At 59.1% G+C, this 17,972-nt stretch carries 14 protein-coding genes; 10 read left to right on the forward strand and 4 right to left on the reverse strand.

Annotated features, from left to right (window positions below; genetic code table 11):
- Positions 1 to 6 precede the first annotated feature (6 nt).
- The 7 genes from F568_RS0107615 to F568_RS22470 all read left to right on the forward strand — a co-directional run bounded on the left by F568_RS0107615 (position 7) and on the right by F568_RS22470 (position 7,754).
- Entirely contained in the window at positions 7 to 924 is a 918-nt protein-coding gene (locus F568_RS0107615; protein ID WP_019018123.1) for an ABC transporter permease, read from the forward strand.
- Positions 921 to 1,718 carry an ABC transporter permease gene (locus tag F568_RS0107620; protein ID WP_019018124.1) on the forward strand — a complete coding sequence of 266 codons (798 nt, stop codon included), beginning with the start codon at positions 921 to 923 and terminating at the stop codon, positions 1,716 to 1,718. Before F568_RS0107615 ends, F568_RS0107620 begins: the two co-directional genes overlap by 4 nt.
- A 43-nt stretch (positions 1,719 to 1,761) precedes the next feature.
- Complete coding sequence (locus F568_RS0107625; RefSeq protein ID WP_019018125.1) at positions 1,762 to 2,826, forward strand: ABC transporter substrate-binding protein; 1,065 nt, start codon at positions 1,762 to 1,764, stop codon at positions 2,824 to 2,826.
- Between the two features lie 133 nt (positions 2,827 to 2,959).
- Entirely contained in the window at positions 2,960 to 4,321 is a 1,362-nt protein-coding gene (locus F568_RS0107630; RefSeq protein WP_019018126.1) for a glutamine synthetase family protein, read from the forward strand.
- Positions 4,322 to 4,357: 36 nt separating this feature from the next.
- Positions 4,358 to 5,428 (forward strand): ABC transporter substrate-binding protein, encoded by a 1,071-nt coding sequence (locus F568_RS0107635; protein WP_019018127.1) that lies wholly within the window; start codon positions 4,358 to 4,360, stop codon positions 5,426 to 5,428.
- 192 nt (positions 5,429 to 5,620) lie between these two features.
- Complete coding sequence (locus F568_RS0107640) at positions 5,621 to 6,910, forward strand: NAD(P)/FAD-dependent oxidoreductase (RefSeq protein WP_019018128.1); 1,290 nt, start codon at positions 5,621 to 5,623, stop codon at positions 6,908 to 6,910.
- 283 nt (positions 6,911 to 7,193) lie between these two features.
- Positions 7,194 to 7,754 (forward strand): glycine zipper 2TM domain-containing protein, encoded by a 561-nt coding sequence (locus F568_RS22470; protein WP_019018129.1) that lies wholly within the window; start codon positions 7,194 to 7,196, stop codon positions 7,752 to 7,754.
- A gap of 81 nt (positions 7,755 to 7,835) precedes the next feature.
- Here F568_RS22470 and F568_RS0107650 read toward each other — a convergent pair whose 3' ends face one another.
- Positions 7,836 to 9,215, reverse strand: a complete 1,380-nt coding sequence (locus tag F568_RS0107650; protein WP_019018130.1) for a glutamine synthetase family protein — start codon at positions 9,213 to 9,215, stop codon at positions 7,836 to 7,838.
- Positions 9,216 to 9,613: 398 nt separating this feature from the next.
- On the opposite strand from F568_RS0107650, the gene F568_RS0107660 reads away from it, so the two are divergent.
- The 3 genes from F568_RS0107660 (at position 9,614) to F568_RS0107670 (ending at position 14,389) form a co-directional block, all read left to right on the forward strand.
- The gene (locus F568_RS0107660) at positions 9,614 to 11,008 is read left to right on the forward strand and encodes an aspartate aminotransferase family protein (RefSeq protein ID WP_019018132.1); all 1,395 of its coding nucleotides are present in this window, start codon (positions 9,614 to 9,616) and stop codon (positions 11,006 to 11,008) included.
- Positions 11,008 to 12,507, forward strand: a complete 1,500-nt coding sequence (locus tag F568_RS0107665) for an aldehyde dehydrogenase (RefSeq protein WP_019018133.1) — start codon at positions 11,008 to 11,010, stop codon at positions 12,505 to 12,507. The genes F568_RS0107660 and F568_RS0107665 overlap by 1 nt, the downstream gene beginning before the upstream one ends.
- Positions 12,508 to 12,661: 154 nt before the next feature.
- Positions 12,662 to 14,389, forward strand: a complete 1,728-nt coding sequence (locus F568_RS0107670; protein WP_019018134.1) for an endo-1,4-beta-xylanase — start codon at positions 12,662 to 12,664, stop codon at positions 14,387 to 14,389.
- Positions 14,390 to 14,392: 3 nt separating this feature from the next.
- Here F568_RS0107670 and F568_RS0107675 read toward each other — a convergent pair whose 3' ends face one another.
- The 3 genes from F568_RS0107675 to gatA form a co-directional block, all read right to left on the reverse strand.
- Positions 14,393 to 14,944, reverse strand: coding sequence for a cupin domain-containing protein (locus F568_RS0107675; protein ID WP_019018135.1), 552 nt, complete (start codon positions 14,942 to 14,944; stop codon positions 14,393 to 14,395).
- A 71-nt stretch (positions 14,945 to 15,015) separates the two neighbouring features.
- Positions 15,016 to 16,467, reverse strand: coding sequence for an Asp-tRNA(Asn)/Glu-tRNA(Gln) amidotransferase subunit GatB (gene gatB / locus F568_RS0107680; protein ID WP_019018136.1), 1,452 nt, complete (start codon positions 16,465 to 16,467; stop codon positions 15,016 to 15,018).
- Complete coding sequence (gene gatA / locus F568_RS0107685; protein WP_019018137.1) at positions 16,467 to 17,927, reverse strand: Asp-tRNA(Asn)/Glu-tRNA(Gln) amidotransferase subunit GatA; 1,461 nt, start codon at positions 17,925 to 17,927, stop codon at positions 16,467 to 16,469. Before gatA ends, gatB begins: the two co-directional genes overlap by 1 nt.
- Positions 17,928 to 17,972: the final 45 nt, after the last annotated feature.

A 17,972-nucleotide genomic window follows, 5' to 3' on the forward strand; every position in this document is an offset into this window, starting at 1 on the left:
TTTCGAATGGCGGATATGAGCTTGGTGGTACGTGGCCGCGCCGTGGTCAGCGAAACGCGCCATTTGCTGTTTAGCGTGATGCCTGGCGCCGTATGGATCATCGTGTTTCTGGTTCTGCCCAGTGTCTACCTGATGGCCGTAGCCTTCATGACCAATGGGCCCTATGGCCAGCCCCAGATGCCCTTGTCGCTGGAGTCTTTCCGACAACTGGCGGGGTTCGGCTTCCTTGGCTGGAGCCCCGGCAACCTCTATACCTTGTTACGCTCGTTGTGGCAGACCCTGCTTTCTACCGTACTGGTGGTGATCGTGGCCTATCCGATCGCCTATTACATTACCACCTGTCGTGAGAAATGGCGCCCGATCATGCTGCTGGTGGTAGTGGTTCCATCGTGGACCAACCAGGTCATCCGTACCTTCGGTTGGATGAACCTGCTGGCGCCAGGCACGCCGCTATCCGATGCCGCCCAGGCGCTGGGGCTGATCGCGCCCAACATGGGACTCTACCCCTCCAATTTCGCGGTCACGTTGGGGTTGGTCTACAACTTTCTGCCGTTCATGGTGCTGCCTTTATATGCCGCATTCGAAAAGCTCGACACGGCACAGGTCCAGGCAGCCCAGGACTTGTATGCCTCCCCGGTGCGCGCCTTTTGGCATGCGGTATTCCCCCAGACCCTGCCAGGCCTGTTGGCGGGTACGGTGCTGGTGGCGATTCCGGCCTTCGGCATGTATGTGATTCCCGAATTGCTTGGAGGTGGCAAGGGCATGATGCTGGGCAACCTGGTGGCCAACCAGTTCGCGGGTAGTGCCAACTGGCCGTTGGGCGCCGCCGGCGCGATTCTGATGCTTATCGCTACGTTCGCCGGGTTATTTGCCATGCGTCGTATCGGCAAGCGTCTAGGGGGCGGTGAGGAGGTGGTGATATGAAAAAACGTACCTTGCAGAGGGGCCTGTCCACGTTCTGGTGGGTGACTATCGTTTTTCTCTACCTGCCGCTACTGGTGGTGATGCTGTTCTCGTTCAATGCCTCCAACAGCGCTGCCAATTTTACCGGGTTCTCGTTGCGCTGGTATGAGCGTCTACTGGGCAACGAGCAGATCATTTCAGCATTCTGGAACAGCTTGGTGCTGGCCATCGTATCCTCGGTGATGGCCTTGGTGATCGGTTGCCTGATCGGCTATGGCATGTATCGCCATCGCCACCGCAAGCTGGGTTGGCTGATCGTGCTGATCTATCTGCCGATCGTGCTGCCGGATATCGTATTTGGCATCTCGGAGATGGCGTTCTTCGTGTCGATCCATCGTCATACCGGCCTGTTGCAGCCGGGATTGGGCACGATGATCATCGCCCATGTGACGTTCCAGATCCCGTTCGTGGCGTTGATCGTTTACTCGCGGCTGGTGGGGCTCGATGCGACCCTGTTCGAGGCGGCCAAGGATCTGTATGCCACGCCATTCAAGCGTGCCGTACATTTCCTAATGCCGACCCTCAAGCCGGCGTTGATTTCGGCTTTCTTCCTGTCGTTCACGCTATCGATCGATGACTTCGTGATCAGCTTCTTTACGGCTGGGCCGGAAAGCGCCACCTTGCCCATCTATATCTGGGGGGCGATCAAGAAAGGTGTGTCGCCCGAGATCAATGCCATTGCCACGTTAATGATCGGCGCCGTAGCTATCGCCGCCGTGCTCAGTTTGATGTTCAATCGAAAGGGGCGCTATTAGGCGCCTGTTATACCCGAGAAAGGGACCGAAGGAGAGCGTTACGATGACAACAATCACCACACGAATCGTTGCTGCACTCGGTGGCCTTGTACTGGCCGGCGGGGCGTATGCCGAAGAGGGCAAACTGTACCTGTTCAACTGGACCGAGTACATGGACCCGGAAATCATCGAGGCATTCGAAGAGAAATACGATGTCGAAGTCGTCCAGAACTATTTCAACTCCCTGCCCGAAATGCTGGCCAAGCTGAATGCCGGCGGCATGTCGCAGTACGACATTATCGTACCGTCGAACTACTATGTGCCTCGCCTGATCGAGACGGGACTGGTCCAGCCGCTGGACCATGACAAATTGACGAACCTCGACAATCTCAAAGACCGGTTCCGCGATCCCTCCTTCGATCCCGGGAACAAATACAGTGCGGCTTACCAATGGGGGACCACGGGCATCATCTACAATAGCGACACTTTCCCCGACGGCCCCAAGAGCTGGTCGCTGATGTTCGATCCCGAAGTCAATCCCAGCTATCCGTTCGCGCTGATGGGCGATGGCCAGGTCAGTACCGGCGCTGCCTGTGCGTACCTTGGTCATGGCTACGACTGCACCGGTGTCGATGCATGGAAGGAATCTGCCAAGCTGCTCATCGATACCAAGAATCGCGGTAACTTTAGTGGTTTCGTCGATGGTACGCCGTCACTGCAGCAGCTGGCGCGAGGTGTCACCCATGTTGCGCTGAGCTATAACGGCGATTACATGAATTTCAAGAACGAAGACCCGGAATCCTTCGGCAACATCGAGTTCATGATTCCCAACGAGGGCACCGAGATGTGGGTGGATTCGATGATGATTCCCGCCGAGGCTCCCAATCCCGACCTGGCTCACAAATTCATCGACTTTATTCTCGATGCCAAGGTGGGCGCACAGCTATCCAACTACAACTATTACTCCAGCCCCAACGCTGCTGCCGAGCCCTATCTGGACGAGGTGCTGACCAAGCCGCCAGTCCAGCCCACCGAGGAAGACATGGCTCGTCTGAAATTCACTCCCAGTCTCAAAGGCCAGGAGCTGCAGACGTTCAATCAATTGTGGAACGAAGTGCAGGCACGATGATCGCTCTGCGGGCCGGCCCAGCCGGCCCGCTGCCGAGTTAATGGGGCTAGTGGTTGTCGTCGGGTGCGCCTCCCTACGTGCCTGTACATGTCAAAGGACGGTAACCGCGCGACAAGCCTTCAAGGAAATAGGTATGAGTAACAGTGCAAGCCATGAACTGAGTGAATGGTTCAAACAACATGGCATCACCGAAGTGGAGTGTCTGGTCTCTGACCTGACCGGGATCCTCAAGGGCAAGATCATGCCCGCCAGCAAATATCTCAATGGCGGACGGCCGCGTCTGCCGGATTCGATCTTTATCCAGACGGTCACCGGGGGGTACCCGGATGACGAGGACATCCGGTTCTGGAATCCGGCAGAATTGGACATGCAGCTGATTCCCGATCCGAATGCGGTCTATCTCGTGCCTTGGGCAGACGATCCCACTGCCCAGATCATTCATGATTGCTACTACCTGACCGGTGAGCCAGTCGAGCTATCGCCACGTAGTGTGCTCAAGCGAGTGCTCGAACTCTACAAAGCGCGGGGCTGGAAGCCGGTTGTCGCGCCCGAGGTGGAGTTCTACCTGGTCAAGACCAATACGGACTCCGACTATCCGCTGGAACCTCCCATTGGCCGTACGGGGCGTCAGGAAAGCAGTCGCCAGTCGTTCTCCATCGATGCTGTCAACGAATTCGATCCGTTGTTCGAGGAGATGTATGACTACTGCGAAGCGATGGACCTGGATATCGATACATTGATCCACGAGGAAGGGGCCGGCCAGATGGAGGTTAACTTCCAGCACGGCGATCCGTTGATGCTGGCCGACCAAGTGGTGATGTTCAAACGAACGCTGCGTGAAACCGCGCTACGGCACGGCATGTATGCGACGTTCATGGCCAAGCCGATGGCCAACGAGCCTGGAAGCTCGATGCATATCCACCAGAGCCTGATCGGCGACAGCGGCACGAACCTGTTTGCCGGCGAGGATGGGCAGGCCAGCCGCCTGTTCCATCACTACATAGGTGGGTTGCAGCAATACCTGCCCGCAGCGATGCCGTTCTTCGCGCCAAACGTCAACTCCTACCGCCGATTGATGCGCAGTGAGACCAGTGGCTCGGCGCCGGTCAACACGGAGTGGGGCTATGACAACCGTACGGTAGGCTTGCGCGTGCCGGTGGGCGCGCCCGAAGCGATGCGGGTCGAGAATCGTCTGGGGGGTGCCGATGCCAACCCCTACCTGGCAATGGCCGCCTCGCTGGCCTGCGGCTACCTGGGCATGATCAGCCAACTGGATCCGCGCCCGCCGATGGTTGGCTCTGCCTGGTCGGCAGGCAATAAACTCCCTGACGATATCGGGCCGGCGCTGGATGCTCTGCGGGAATGCCCTGCGCTATCCGATCTACTCGGCGAACGCTTCGTCAACAGCTACCTGGCGGTCAAGCGTGCCGAGCATACCGCCTATTTTCGTGTCATCAGTTCGTGGGAGCGCGAGCATCTGTTACTGAGGGTGTGAGCGGTTTATTGAATATAGCCAAACAAGGATCTGTTCATGTCTCATCGCTTTCTGCTTGCCACTGCCGGACTGGGGTTGTCGATACTGACCATGCCGGTTGCTGCTCAACAACAGCTGAATCTTTTCAACTGGTCGGACTACATAGATCCGGCCTTGATCGAGGCGTTTGAGGACGAGACCGGCATTGATGTGGTGCTAAATTACTACAACTCGAATGCCGAGATGTTTTCAAAGCTTACCGCCGGGGGCGATGCCCAGTATGACGTGATCGTACCGTCAGGGTATTTCATGCCGCGGTTGATTGGGGCAGGTCTGGTCCAGCCACTGGCTGCCGAGGGTGAGTCCTTGCCCGGACGCGAGGCGATTCTGGAAGAGTTCAAGACACCCGATTACGATCCGGAGGGGCGCTACACCGTGCCTTACCTGTGGGGTATGACGGGCATTGCCTACAATACCGAGACGTGGCCGGATCCCCAGCCAAGCTGGGCGCTGTTATACGATCCCGAGGTCAACGACGCGCAGCCGTTTGCCCTGCTGAAGGGGGATGCACAGTTTACCTTCGGCACGGCTTGTGCCTATCTGGGGTACGGCTTCGATTGTGTGGGCAAGGAACCCTGGATCGAGGCGGCCAGGCTAGTCAGTGAAACACGTCAGCGCGACAACTTCGTCGGTTTCGTTGATGCTACGGCGACCATCGAGCAGTTGGCACGCGGTACCATCCAGGCGGGTGTGGCCTACAACGGCGATCTAGCTAACAAGCTGGCCGAGTCATCCGAGACTTATGGCAAGATCGGGTTCTTCATTCCCGAGGAGGGGTCGCAGCGCTGGGTCGACGTGTTGGCGATCCCGGCCCGTGCGCCACACCCCGAGGCGGCGAAGACCTTCATCAAGTATATGTTGCGCCCCGACGTGGCAGCGCAGCTTGCCAACTACAATCGCTATACCACGCCCAACAAGGAAGCCTTGGCGCTGGTCGATCCTGCCCTGCGCGAGCCGCCCGTCATGCCCGATACGCAGACACGTCAGCGCCTGGTTTCCACGCCATCGGTGAGTGGCGATACCTTGCAGCTCCTTCAGCAGTTGTGGAACGAAGCGCAGAGTCGCTAGTTTGCACTGAACCTGCATCACGCTTATCACGGCCGGGCATCGTCCCGGCCGTTGATGTTGACTTTTAAACCTTGAGCGCTTTCAGGTCGTGTGTTGCAGATCGGATACCGCGTTTCTTGATCGTCCGGGTTCGGGTCGCGTAGTATCGTGCTTGCCTGTTGAATAAAATAAACATCGCTCCGGAGATAAGACATGTCCCAGCCCGGCACCGCGCATGTCGCGTCCTATTACGCCGCTTCCGCCAATTCCTATTCTGAGCGCCCTGCGCTGCAAGAAGACATTCGATGTGATGTTTGCGTGGTCGGCGCCGGTTTCACGGGCATCTCTGCTGCGCTGCATCTGGCGGAAAAGGGGTATCGCGTCGTTGTGCTGGAAGCGGCCCGCATCGGTTTTGGCGCGTCAGGGCGCAACGGTGGTCAGATCGTCAATAGTTACAGTCGTGACATGGACGTGATCGAATCCCGCTATGGCAGGGAGACGGCTCGTGCCTTGGGCGACATGGCCTTTGAGGGCAACCGTATCATCCGCGAGCGTATCGCTCGCTACGCGATTGCCTGCGATCTCAAGGAGGGCAACCTGTTTGCCGCCTGCAACGCCAAGCAGATGAAAGCATTGGTCGAACACAAGGCACTATGGGAGCGTTTCGGCAACGAGCACCTGGAATTGCTCGAAGGCCGAGCCTACCGAAGTGAGATTGGTAGCGATCGTTATGTCGGAGCCTTGCTCGACCATTCAGGAGGGCATCTCCATCCGCTCAATCTGGTGCTGGGTCAGGCCGCTGCCTTGGAGTCACTTGGTGGCAAGGTCTACGAACAGACACCAGTAACCTCGATCGAACACGGCGAGCCGGCGCGCCTGCACACTCCGAATGGGGTAGTCGTGGCGGAGCGCGTGGTGTTGGCCGGCAACGCATACATGAAAGACCTGACGCCCCAGCTTGAGGGGAAGTCGATGCCTGCCAGCACCCAAGTCGTCACCACCGAGCCGCTGGATGAAGCCACTGCCCGGGATATTCTGCCGACCGATCGCGCTGTGGAAGACTGCAACTACTTGCTCGACTACTACCGTTTGTCTGCAGATCGCCGGCTCATCTATGGTGGCGGTGTCAGTTACGGTGGCCAGGATCCGAACAGTATCGAGAAAGTGATCCGCCCCAAGCTGGAAACCACCTTTCCTCAGCTTAAAGGCGTCAGGGTCGACTATGCCTGGAGCGGGACCTTCCTGTTGACGCTCAACCGCTTGCCTCAATTCGGGCGTATCAATACCAATGTCTACTATGCCCAAGGCTACTCCGGCCATGGCGTGACCTGCTCGCACCTGGCGGGCCGCTTGATTGCCGAGGTGATGGAAGGGCAGGGTGAACGCTTCGACGCATTTGCCGGGCTGCCGCACTTGCCGTTTCCGGGGGGACGGGCGCTAAGTGTACCGCTGACCACGCTGGGAGCGTGGTACTACCGCGTACGTGATGCGCTAGGGGTGTAGCCAGCATTGTCCTCATGGTATGACTGAGTTAGTCATTCAGGCACACGCTGCGAAATTAGCAAAAAGTATGGAAACGCTGTTTCGTAACTTTTCTTTGCGACTTGCCTGCGCCATATTACTCCTTGTCTCACACGCTTACGTCACTGCTTGAGCCGGTGGTGACTCAGCCACACATCGCCCGGTGCGCTCATGTCCCGAGACATGACGCTCTGCAGCCGTACGATTTTTCGGCGGCGTCCTGACCATGACGTTAGTCAGCTAGAAGAACAGGAGGCGAACTACTATGAGCAAATCTATCGTTATTGGCAGTACCTTATCAGTGCTGGGCTTGGGCGGGCTGGCATTTGGAGCCTACCAGATCCAGAACGTCGAGCAGGGGCCACAGTACGCCGACATCATCAATGTCGAGCGCATTACTGAAAGTGTCGAAACGCCCCGCGAGGTTTGCGAAGAGGTGACCGTGACTCGACAGCGTCCGGTTCAGGATTCCAATCGCATTGCTGGTACGGCTATCGGAGCGATAGTGGGCGGTGTCCTGGGTAACCAGGTCGGTGGTGGCAGCGGCAAGAAGATCGCGACCGCGGCCGGTGCTGTGGCCGGAGGTTTTGCCGGGCGCGAGGTACAGGGCCGTATGCAGCAGGGCGACACCTACACCACGACAGAGCAGCGCTGCCACACGGTCACCGATACTCAGCAGAAACTCATCGGTTACGATGTCGAGTATCGTGTCGGTGGCGAAGCGTACCGGACTCAACTCGATGAGGCGCCCGAAGGTAGCCGCGTACCCCTGATGAATGGTCAGCCACAATGGCACCTTGCGGCTCAGGCCGTGAAAACGACATGATCAATGCTAACCATCAACCCGCAAGGCATTCTAAAGGCTCCGCTTTTGCGGGGCCTTGCCTTTTGCACGCCGCTACCTCAATCAGACGTGGCGAAGATACCAGTCGTATTCCAGTGTGCTGACGGTACGCATGGTCTCGGCACGCTCGGCAAGCCGGTTGGCGTGGTAAACGTGATGGAAGTCGCGGCCCAGGGCCTCAGCGAGCACGTCACATGCCTCGAACAGGTCGAGTGCCTGCTGCCAGCTATTGGTCAGGCTTGGTTCGAGTTGCTCGTAGGCATTGCCCTCGATGGGCTCCGGCGGTGTCAGCTCGTTTTTGATGCCATGCAGCACCGAGGCTAGCAAGGTGGCTAGCAGCAGGTAAGGGTTGGTGTCGGCGCCTGCCACCCTGTGCTCGATACGCCGTGCGGCATTGGGGCCCGAGGGAATACGCACGGCAACGGAGCGGTTGTCGTAGCCCCAGGAGGGGGCCATCGGCACGTACAGGCCGGGCTGAAAACGCCGGTATGAATTGAAGTTGGGAGCGAAGATGGCCATGGAACCCGGCATCAGCTCCAACATGCCGGCAACGGCCTGTCGTAGCTGCGGCGTGCCGAGTGGGTCCTCGTCGTCACTCGCGAAGACATTGCGCCCCTGGGTGTCGACGAGACTGATATGGACATGCGCCCCACTGCCGGCCTCATCGCCGTAGGGCTTGGCCATGAATGTGGCCTCGAAGCCATGATTGAGGGCCACGCCCTTGATCAGTCGCTTGAGCAGGACGGCGCTATCCCCGGCACGTAGCGCATCCGCGCAGTGGAGCAGGTTGATCTCGAACTGTCCCGGAGCGCATTCCTTGAGTGCCGTATCCAGCGGCAGGTCCTGTTCCACCGCGGCCTGGTGAATCTCTTCGAGAAAATCGGCGTATTCGTCGAGCTCATTTATCGAGTAGAGCTGGCTCTGGGTCGCACGTTCGCCGGTGCCGGGCGAGCAGGGCGGCTGGGCCAGGCCCAGATCATCACGGCGCCTGTCGACCAGATAAAATTCCAGCTCCATCGCTACGACTGGTGTCAGCCCTCTGGCCTTGAATTCATCGAGTACCCTACGTAGCACTTGGCGTGGGTCGGCGAAGAACGGCTGGCCGTCGATCTCTTCCATGGTCATCAGCAGTTGGGCCTGACGACCCTCGCGCAGCCAGGGGGTTGGCTTGAGCGATCCCGCAATCGGACGACAGACGCGATCACCATCCCCCGTGGACAGACCCAGGCCGGTTTCTTCGATGGTGTTGCCGTTAATGTCCAGCGCGAACAGTGAAGCAGGCAGGTTGATGCCGTTGCGGTAGGCCTTGATCAGGTTGTCGCGAGGAATGCGCTTGCCTCGCAGTACACCATTGAGGTCACTGATCAGCAGATCGAAGCTCTCGATATCGGGATGCTGCTCGAGAAAGGCCCTGGCTTCGGTCTGGGCAGTTGCGGACGTCATGATGTGAACCCTTTGTGCTGATGATTGTTGTCCATGCCTGCCATCTTTCCGTCGGTCGAAATTGTTGTCAAATTTTTTACGCCACAAGTTCGATCAATGAATATTGTACATTAAGTAAGGTAAGGTATTTTGTCAGTTTTCATGAGGAATAAAGGCATAAATGACAAATCCTCGGATCGCCTTGGCAAGATTTTTCAAGAGCGTTATGTTGAGAATAATAAAACATTTATAAATGGCTTCTAAGGGAAGGGTCCATGCAGCAGCACCCCTTGGTAGGTGTGATCGCCTGCCGACGCCAGATCGAGGAGCATTCGCTATGTACCGCTCTCTTCATGGGCGCGCCGCGGCCTGCCAATCGCATGTAGCGTGCTGACCCGCGCCAACAAGGAGGAACAGCAATGAATCAACCGCAGACCGGCGAGCTGCAGGCGCTGGACCGGGCCCATCACTTGCATCCGTTTACTGACTTTAAGGCGCTTGGCGAGGAAGGTAGTCGTATCATCACCCATGCCGAGGGGATTTATATTTACGACAGCGAGGGCCAGCGCATCCTTGATGGCATGGCCGGCCTGTGGTGCGTCAACCTGGGCTACGGACGGCAGGAACTGGTCGATGCCGCCACCGAGCAAATGCGCCAGCTTCCGTACTATAACAATTTCTTCAAGACGACCCATGAACCTGCGGTTCGCCTGGCCGAAAAGCTCTGCCAGCTGGCACCCAGTGACATCAACCGGGTGTTCTTCACCGGCTCCGGCTCGGAAGCCAATGATACCGTGCTACGCATGGTGCGTCGTTACTGGGCGATCAAGGGCAGGCCACGCAAGCGGGTGGTGATTGCGCGGGAGAATGCCTATCACGGCTCAACCATTGCCGGTATGAGTCTGGGCGGCATGGCTCCGATGCATGCCCAGGGTGGACCGTGCGTGCCGGGTATCGAGCATATCCGCCAACCATACTGGTTCGGTGAAGGGCGTGACCAGTCACCGACAGCGTTCGGTCAGGAATGTGCTGCTGCGCTGGAAGCGAAGATTCTCGAGCTAGGCGAAGACAATGTGGCGGCATTCATTGCCGAGCCTGTCCAGGGCGCTGGCGGGGCGATCATTCCGCCCGACAGCTATTGGCCGGCGATCAAGGCGGTGCTGGCCAGGCACGATATTCTGTTGGTAGTCGATGAAGTGATCTGCGGTTTCGGCCGACTGGGCGAGTGGTTTGGCAGCCAGCACTACGCTCTCCAACCTGACCTGATGCCCATCGCCAAGGGACTGTCGTCGGGCTACCTGCCGATCGGCGGTGTGCTGGTTGGCGACCGTGTCGCCGAGGCCCTGATCGAGGAAGGCGGCGAGTTCTTCCATGGCTTTACCTATTCCGGGCATCCAACGTGCGCCGCCGTGGCATTAAGGAACCTGGAACTCATGGAGCGTGAGGGCGTTATCCAGCACGTTCGCGAAGATGTGGGGCCCTATCTGGCCAAGCGCTGGTCTGAACTGGCTGAGCACCCTATCGTCGGTGAGGCACGTAGCCTGGGTCTGATCGGTTCGCTGGAACTGGTTGCCGACAAGGCAAATGGCGAGCGTTTCGATAAGTCGCTTGCAGCTGGCAACCTGTGTCGTGATTTGTGTTTTCAGCACGGTCTGGTCATACGCTCGGTAGGCGACACCATGATTGTTTCGCCGCCGCTGGTCATGACACGCGAGCAGATTGACGAGCTGGTTGCCCTGGCGCGCCAAGCGCTGGACGACACGGCGCGTCACTTGGGTATAACTTCGATCAATTCATCCAAGGGAGACAGATAATGACAGCCTCCATGACCCATGCCGACTGGCAGGCCTTGGCCGGTAAACTTCAATTCGAGACCCGTGCTTTCATCGGGCAGCGCTTCGTCGAAGCCACCAGTGGCGAGCGCTTCCCGGTCATTAATCCGGCCACTGGCGAAACATTGGCTGAAGTGGTCAGTTGCGACAACGCTGACGTCGAGCTTGCTGTACGTCACGCTCGTGAGGCGTTTAGCCGCGGCGAGTGGTCGCGATTGGCGCCGGGCCAGCGCAAGCGGACCATGCTTCGTCTGGCCGAGCTGATGGAAGCACACAAGAATGAGCTGGCACTACTCGATACGTTGGATATGGGCAAGCCGATTTCCAGTTCGCTGGGCGACATGGCGGGAGCGATCGGCTGCATCCGCTACAACGCCGAGACCATCGACAAGGTTTACGGCGAGGTGGCGCCCACCGGCGAGGACAGCCTCGGTTTGGTACTGCGCGAGCCGCTCGGCGTGGTTGGCTCGATCGTTCCGTGGAACTTCCCGATGATGATGACCGCCTGGAAGATCGGCCCGGCGCTGGCTGCTGGCAATAGTGTCATTCTCAAGCCATCGGAAAAATCGCCGCTGTCTGCCCTGCGTCTGGCGCAACTGGCCCAGGAGGCAGGTCTACCCGAAGGCGTATTCCAGGTCGTGCCTGGCTTCGGTCACACTGCAGGTAAAGCATTGGCGCTGTCGATGGACGTCGACTGTTTGTCGTTTACCGGCTCCACCGGGGTCGGCAAGCAACTCATGCAGTATGCCGGCCAGTCCAACCTCAAGCGCGTCTATCTGGAGTGCGGCGGCAAGAGCCCCAACCTGGTGTTTGCCGATTGCAAGGATCTCAATGCCGTAGCGCGCCATGCCGCCGAGGCGATCTTTCACAATCAGGGTGAGGTATGCATCGCCGGTTCGCGCCTGTTGGTCGAGAATTCGATTCGCGAGGCGTTCGTCGAGCGTGTGCTGGCGCATGTAGAGAGCATGCAGCCGGGTGATCCGCTCGATCCGGCCAGCTTCATGGGGGCGATCGTCGACGAGGTGCAGCACAAGCGCATTCTCGATTACATCAATCAAGGCGTCGAGGAAGGAGCGCGTCTGCGCGCCGGCGGCCAGGCAGTCAGTCCGATCATGGGTGGCTACTACGTGGCCCCGACGGTATTCGACGGCGTAACACCGCAGATGACCATCGGCCGCGAGGAGATTTTCGGCCCGGTGCTGGCAGTGTTCGGCTTCGATCGCGAGGAGGAAGCCATCGCGCTGGCCAACGACAGCGAGTATGGCCTGGCTGCTGGGCTATGGAGCCAGGACATCGATCGCATCATGCGGGTGTCGCGGCGCCTGCACTCCGGCCAGGTATTCGTCAATAACTGGGCGGGCGGCGACATGACGGTGCCGTTCGGTGGGGTCAAGCAGTCGGGCAACGGGCGCGATAAGTCGCACCACTCGCTGGAAGAGTATTCAGAACTCAAGACGGTATGGATGTCGCTTTCCACGTAAGCCTGGCTAGTGAATGGCCAGCGGATGAGTTACCTCATCCTTTGCCGCCTCGTCAGGCTTCCTGATGGGGCCGGCTTTTAGATGAAATATATCAGGAGTTTGAAACGCCACAAGTTGGCTACCATCGAGACGCCATCCCGTTCTCGAGGTCGCTATGCCGTCTATTCTGTTCCGCCGCTTAACTCTGCGTCTTGCCGGGGCCATCGCTATGGCCTGTGCTGCTCTGGTGTCTTCGCTTCCGATTGCGGCCGACAGTGATAAAATCGATTGGCGCACAACTTACGAGCTTCTCGCTTATGACTGGACACATCTGGCTGGAGCCGAACTGACCGAGGCGGGCGTTTTGATCGAGGGCCTGGGGCGTGGCATCGTTCCGCCATCCGATGCCGCTGATGATCCGGTCGTACCTAACCCGCCCATCAATCTGCGGGGTCCGGTAGTGCATGCCAAAGGCGATTTTTCCTTGGACGCTCTCCTGAAATTCAAGGGGGACGCCGGGGGTTACGTAACTTTCTATGGCGACTTGCCACTCAATCAGGACGAATGGCGCCAGGAAGGAAAGTCCGTCACGCTGGGAGTATTCAAGCAGCGGTTGATCGTCGAGATCCAGAACGGTATCGGTGACTACCAGCGCCATGAGTATCCGATAGCCAATATGAAACAGGTCGGACTGGGGATGGCTCGTGTCCGGGGACGGTTGGCCATACTGGCTGATGGCCAAAGGATGGCGAATCTTCCGGATCCCGGGATTTTCTCGTCGGGCAAGATCATCTTCGGGGCACATGCCGAGGTGGACCATTCCTTCATTCTGGCCAGTCTCGTTGCTTCGCCAATAACGCCAGGCTCACGATTGGATGTCGTCGACACAGAGTTACCTTTCGTTGAGCCGGACCCGGCTGCGTTGCGTCGCCTGTCCGAGCGTTACTATCCCCATCTGCATATCGGCACTGCGGTATCGACGATTCCTCTGCTCAGTGACGCTCAGTATGCCCGTGTACTGGCGCAGAATTACAACATGGTCACCCCAGAAAACGCCATGAAGTTTCAGTTCATCCACCCGCAGCCGGACCGCTATGCCTTCGCCGATGCCGATGCCATCGTGGACTTTGCCGAGCGTAACGACATGGCAGTGCATGGGCATACCCTCGTGTGGGGCGAGGCACTGCCGCGCTGGGTGACCGAGGCAGCGTTTACCGATGCCCAGATTCAGCGGCTACTGGCTGACCATATTGCTACCGTAGTGGGGCGCTACAAGGGAAGAGTTGCATCCTGGGACGTAATCAATGAACCGCTTCAGCCGTTTGCGCCGACGCTACGTACCGATTCGCCCTGGTATCGGGCCATGGGGGAAGACTATATCGAGTTCGCTCTGCGCGAAGCACACCGCGCCGATCCCGCAGCACTGCTGTATATCAATGAGTTTGCGTGCGAAGAGCGCAATGCCAAGTCCGATGGCCTGTATCGACTGGCCAGGCGCCTGCTCGAGCGGGGCGTTCCCCTGCACGGCATCGGTTTCCAGCTGCATGAGGACTTGACCGATGAACACAAGCCCATCAGTGCCGAGGCCTTTCGTGAGAATGTCCAGCGCTTCATCGAGCTAGGGCTGGAAGTGCGTATTTCCGAAATGGACGTCAACCTGCATCAGCACGATTCGCCCGAGCGGCTACAGGCGCAGGCCAGGTACTACCGGTCGATGCTGGAACTGGCTGCCGATCTGCCGGCCTTCAGCGGGTTCTCCACCTGGGGCTTCACCGATCACTATTCGTCGCTTCAGGCCTGGTGGGAACCCGAGGGCTTCGGTAATGGCTTGCCTTTCGACGCGAAGATCATGCCCAAGCCCGCCTACGACGCGCTACGCCAGGCACTGGTTCGGCGTCACTAGGGGTCAGAAGGACTTGGCGGGCGTGCAGCACGATACCAGCTTGCAGGCCGCCTTGCCGGGGTTGCGAAAGCGGTGGGGAACGTTGGTATTGAAATAGTAGGCCTCGCCGGGGCCGAGAAGGCGGCTATCGGCGCCGATGGTGATCTCTATCTCCCCCTCGAGAATAACGCCGGCTTCCTCGCCGCGGTGGGCGATCATCTCGCGGCCGGTGTCGGCGCCTGCCTCATAGGTTTCGATCATGAACGAGAGTGCGCGTGTGTCGCGGTTGGCACCGACCAGTTGGTATATCACGTCGCCGCTGCCGATATCGGGCAGCTCGTCGGCACGGTAGAACACCTGATTGCGGTTCTCCAGCTCCATGGTGAAGAAATCGCCGACACTGATGGGAATGGCGTCGAGAATTTTCTTCAACGAGCTGACTGAGGGGCTGACCTTGTTCTGCTCGATCAGCGACAGGCTGGAGTGTGTCACTCCGCAACGCTTGGCCAGCTCACGCTGGGAGATGCCTCGTAGGGTGCGTAGCGCGCGCAGGCGTGGGCCAACATCATCGGACATCCGCTAAACCTCGTGACCTAGGGACGTGAATCTGGACAGAAAGGCCCGGGGAAAACCCCGGACCTGTCGGGTCATGCTTGATCGAGCTTCTGCTTGAGCAAGGCATTGACCTGTTGCGGGTTGGCAGTGCCGCGAGAGGCCTTCATTACCTGACCCACGAAGTAGCCGATCATCTTGCCGCGCTTGGCCTCATCGGCCTCGACATACTGGGCAACCTGAACCGGACTGTCGGCGATGACTTGGTCGATCATGGCCTCGATTGCGCCTGTGTCGGTGACCTGCTTGAGACCCTTGGCCTCGATGATTTCGTCAGCGGTGGCGCCTTCGCCGTTCCATAGCGCCATGAACACCTGCTTGGCGGCCTTGCCGTTGATGGTCTCGTCACTAACGCGACAAATCAGACCGCCGAGCTGCGCAGCCGAGACCGGGCTATCGACGATATCCAGATTTTCACGATTGAGCTGACCGGCGAGCTCGCCCTGAACCCAGTTGGCAGCCAGTTTGGCATCGTTGCAGCTATCCTTGACCGCCTCGAAGTACTCGGCCATGGGACGGGTGGATGACAATATGCTGGCATCGTAGGCCGACAGGCCAAGCTCATTCTCGAAACGGGCACGCTTCTCGGCTGGCAGTTCCGGCAGGCTTTCCCGAAGATGTTCGACATAGGCCTGATCGAGAACCACCGGCAGCAGATCGGGACAGGGGAAATAACGATAATCGTTGGCTTCCTCCTTGGTGCGCATGCTACGTGTCTCGTCAGCCTCGGGATCGTAAAGACGGGTTTCCTGAACGACCTTGCCCCCATCTTCGATCAACTCGATCTGTCGTTCTATCTCGTAGGCAATGGCTTTCTCGACGAAGCGGAACGAGTTGACGTTCTTGATCTCGGCGCGAGTTCCTAGCGTCTCCTGGCCTTTCGGACGTACCGAGACGTTGACGTCGCACCGCATCGAACCTTCCGCCATGTTGCCGTCGGAGATGCCCAGGTAAGTGACGATGGAATGCAGCGCTTTGATATAGGCGACCGCTTCCTTGGCCGAGCCCATGTCCGGCTCGGAGACAATCTCAAGAAGCGGCGTGCCGGCGCGGTTGAGGTCAATGCCGGTCATGCCATGGAAGTCCTCGTGCAGGGACTTGCCTGCGTCTTCCTCAAGGTGGGCATGATGCACACGGACACGCTTGGTCGTGCCGTCATCCAGGGCAATCTCGACCTCACCCGGCCCGACGATCGGGTGATACATCTGGCTGGTCTGGTAGCCCTTGGGCAGGTCGGGGTAGAAATAATTCTTGCGATCGAAGATTGAGGTCTCGGGGATCTCGGCATTGATGCCCAGGCCGAACTGTACCGCCATCGCCACGGCGGCTTCATTGAGCACTGGCAAGACGCCGGGCAAGCCGAGGTCAACGGCACAGGCCTGTGTGTTAGGCTCGGCACCGAAGGCCGTGGAGGCGCCAGAAAAGATTTTCGACTGGGTAGCGAGCTGGACGTGAACTTCCAGCCCGATCACGGCTTCCCACTGCATTATGCGTTCTCCTTGCCGAAGGCGGGCTGGCGACGATGCCAGTCTGTCGCCTGCTGGAACTGATGGGCGACGTTGAGCAATTGTTGCTCGGCAAAGTGCGGCCCGAGAATCTGCAGGCCCACGGGGCGATTGCCCACGAAGCCGGCCGGCACGCTGATGCCGGGGATACCCGCGAGGTTAATGGCGATGGTGTAAATGTCCTGCAAATACATCGAGACCGGGTCCTTCTTGGCGCCCAGGTCGAAGGCCGGTGTCGGCGAAGCCGGGCCCATCAGTACATCGACATCCTCGAAGGCATCGAGGAAGTCCTGACGGATCAGGCGCCGGACCTGCTGTGCCTTCTTGTAGTAGGCGTCGAAGAAGCCTTCGGACAGGGTATGAGTGCCGATCAGGATGCGTCGTTTAACTTCCTCGCCAAAGCCCTCTGCACGCGATCGCTTATAGAGATCGATCAGGTCGGCGGGGTTCTCGCAGCGATGGCCGAAGCGCACGCCATCGTAGCGGGACAGGTTCGACGAGGCTTCTGCCGGTGCGATGACGTAGTAGGCAGGAATCGCCAGGTCGGTATGCGGCAGGCTGACTTCGCGGATCGACGCGCCCATTGATTCGTAGACTTTGATAGCGTCGCGCACGGCGGTTTCGACCTCAGGATCGAGGCCATCGCCGAAGTACTCCTTGGGCAGACCGATCTTGAGGCCGGACAGGGATGCCTCGAGCTCGTCTCGGTAGTCCGGCACGCCGCGTGCCACGCTGGTAGAGTCGCGCAGGTCGTGGCCGGCAATCGTGCCGAGCAGCAGGGCGCAGTCTTCGGCGCTGCGGGCCATGGGGCCCGCCTGATCGAGGCTCGATGCATAAGCCACCATGCCGTAGCGGGACACGCGGCCATAAGTCGGCTTGAGGCCGGTGATGCCGCAAAAGGCCGCCGGTTGACGGATCGAACCGCCCGTGTCAGTGCCCAGAGCAGCCGGAACCAGGCCGGCGGCGACGGCAGCGGCGCTACCGCCGGAGCTACCACCGGGCACGGCTGACAGATCCCAGGGGTTCTTCACCGGGCCATAGAAGCTGTTCTCGTTGGATGAGCCCATCGCGAACTCGTCCATATTGGTCTTGCCAAGACTGATGGTGCCGGCTGCTGCGAGCTTTTCGACCACGGTGGCATCGTAGGGTGAAACGAAAGTGTCGAGCATCTTCGAGCCGCAGCTGGTGCGCACGCCTTGGGTACAGAAGATGTCTTTCAGCGCCAGCGGCAGGCCGGTGAGAGGGCCGGCGTCGCCCTTGGCGCGGGCGGCATCGGCGGCATCGGCTGCGCTGAGTGCCTGGTCTGCGGTAACAGTGATGAAACTGTTGAGTTCGCCATCGAGTCGCTCGATGCGCCCCAGAAGCGACTCGGTCAATTCACGGCTCGAGAACTCGCCGGCAGCCAAGGCTGCGGCAAGTTCCGTCAATGTCTTGTCATGCATGGGCGATGGTGCTCCTGAATTACGTGGCCAACGGCGTGTCGCTCG

It is taken from the genome of Modicisalibacter luteus DSM 23508 (assembly GCF_000378505.1).
In the GTDB taxonomy this organism is placed as follows: Bacteria; Pseudomonadota; Gammaproteobacteria; order Pseudomonadales; family Halomonadaceae; genus Modicisalibacter; species Modicisalibacter luteus.

Bases quoted from the DNA above. Each gene is read 5' to 3' on its own strand.
- F568_RS0107615 (WP_019018123.1), top strand. From the start codon at position 7: ATGGCGGATATGAGCTTGGTGGTACGTGGCCGCGCCGTGGTCAGCGAA.
- F568_RS0107620 (WP_019018124.1), top strand. From the start codon at position 921: ATGAAAAAACGTACCTTGCAGAGGGGCCTGTCCACGTTCTGGTGGGTG.
- F568_RS0107625 (WP_019018125.1), top strand. From the start codon at position 1,762: ATGACAACAATCACCACACGAATCGTTGCTGCACTCGGTGGCCTTGTA.
- F568_RS0107630 (WP_019018126.1), top strand. From the start codon at position 2,960: ATGAGTAACAGTGCAAGCCATGAACTGAGTGAATGGTTCAAACAACAT.
- F568_RS0107635 (WP_019018127.1), top strand. From the start codon at position 4,358: ATGTCTCATCGCTTTCTGCTTGCCACTGCCGGACTGGGGTTGTCGATA.
- F568_RS0107640 (WP_019018128.1), top strand. From the start codon at position 5,621: ATGTCCCAGCCCGGCACCGCGCATGTCGCGTCCTATTACGCCGCTTCC.
- F568_RS22470 (WP_019018129.1), top strand. From the start codon at position 7,194: ATGAGCAAATCTATCGTTATTGGCAGTACCTTATCAGTGCTGGGCTTG.
- F568_RS0107650 (WP_019018130.1), bottom strand. From the start codon at position 9,215: ATGACGTCCGCAACTGCCCAGACCGAAGCCAGGGCCTTTCTCGAGCAG.
- F568_RS0107660 (WP_019018132.1), top strand. From the start codon at position 9,614: ATGAATCAACCGCAGACCGGCGAGCTGCAGGCGCTGGACCGGGCCCAT.
- F568_RS0107665 (WP_019018133.1), top strand. From the start codon at position 11,008: ATGACAGCCTCCATGACCCATGCCGACTGGCAGGCCTTGGCCGGTAAA.
- F568_RS0107670 (WP_019018134.1), top strand. From the start codon at position 12,662: ATGCCGTCTATTCTGTTCCGCCGCTTAACTCTGCGTCTTGCCGGGGCC.
- F568_RS0107675 (WP_019018135.1), bottom strand. From the start codon at position 14,944: ATGTCCGATGATGTTGGCCCACGCCTGCGCGCGCTACGCACCCTACGA.
- gatB (WP_019018136.1), bottom strand. From the start codon at position 16,467: ATGCAGTGGGAAGCCGTGATCGGGCTGGAAGTTCACGTCCAGCTCGCT.
- gatA (WP_019018137.1), bottom strand. From the start codon at position 17,927: ATGCATGACAAGACATTGACGGAACTTGCCGCAGCCTTGGCTGCCGGC.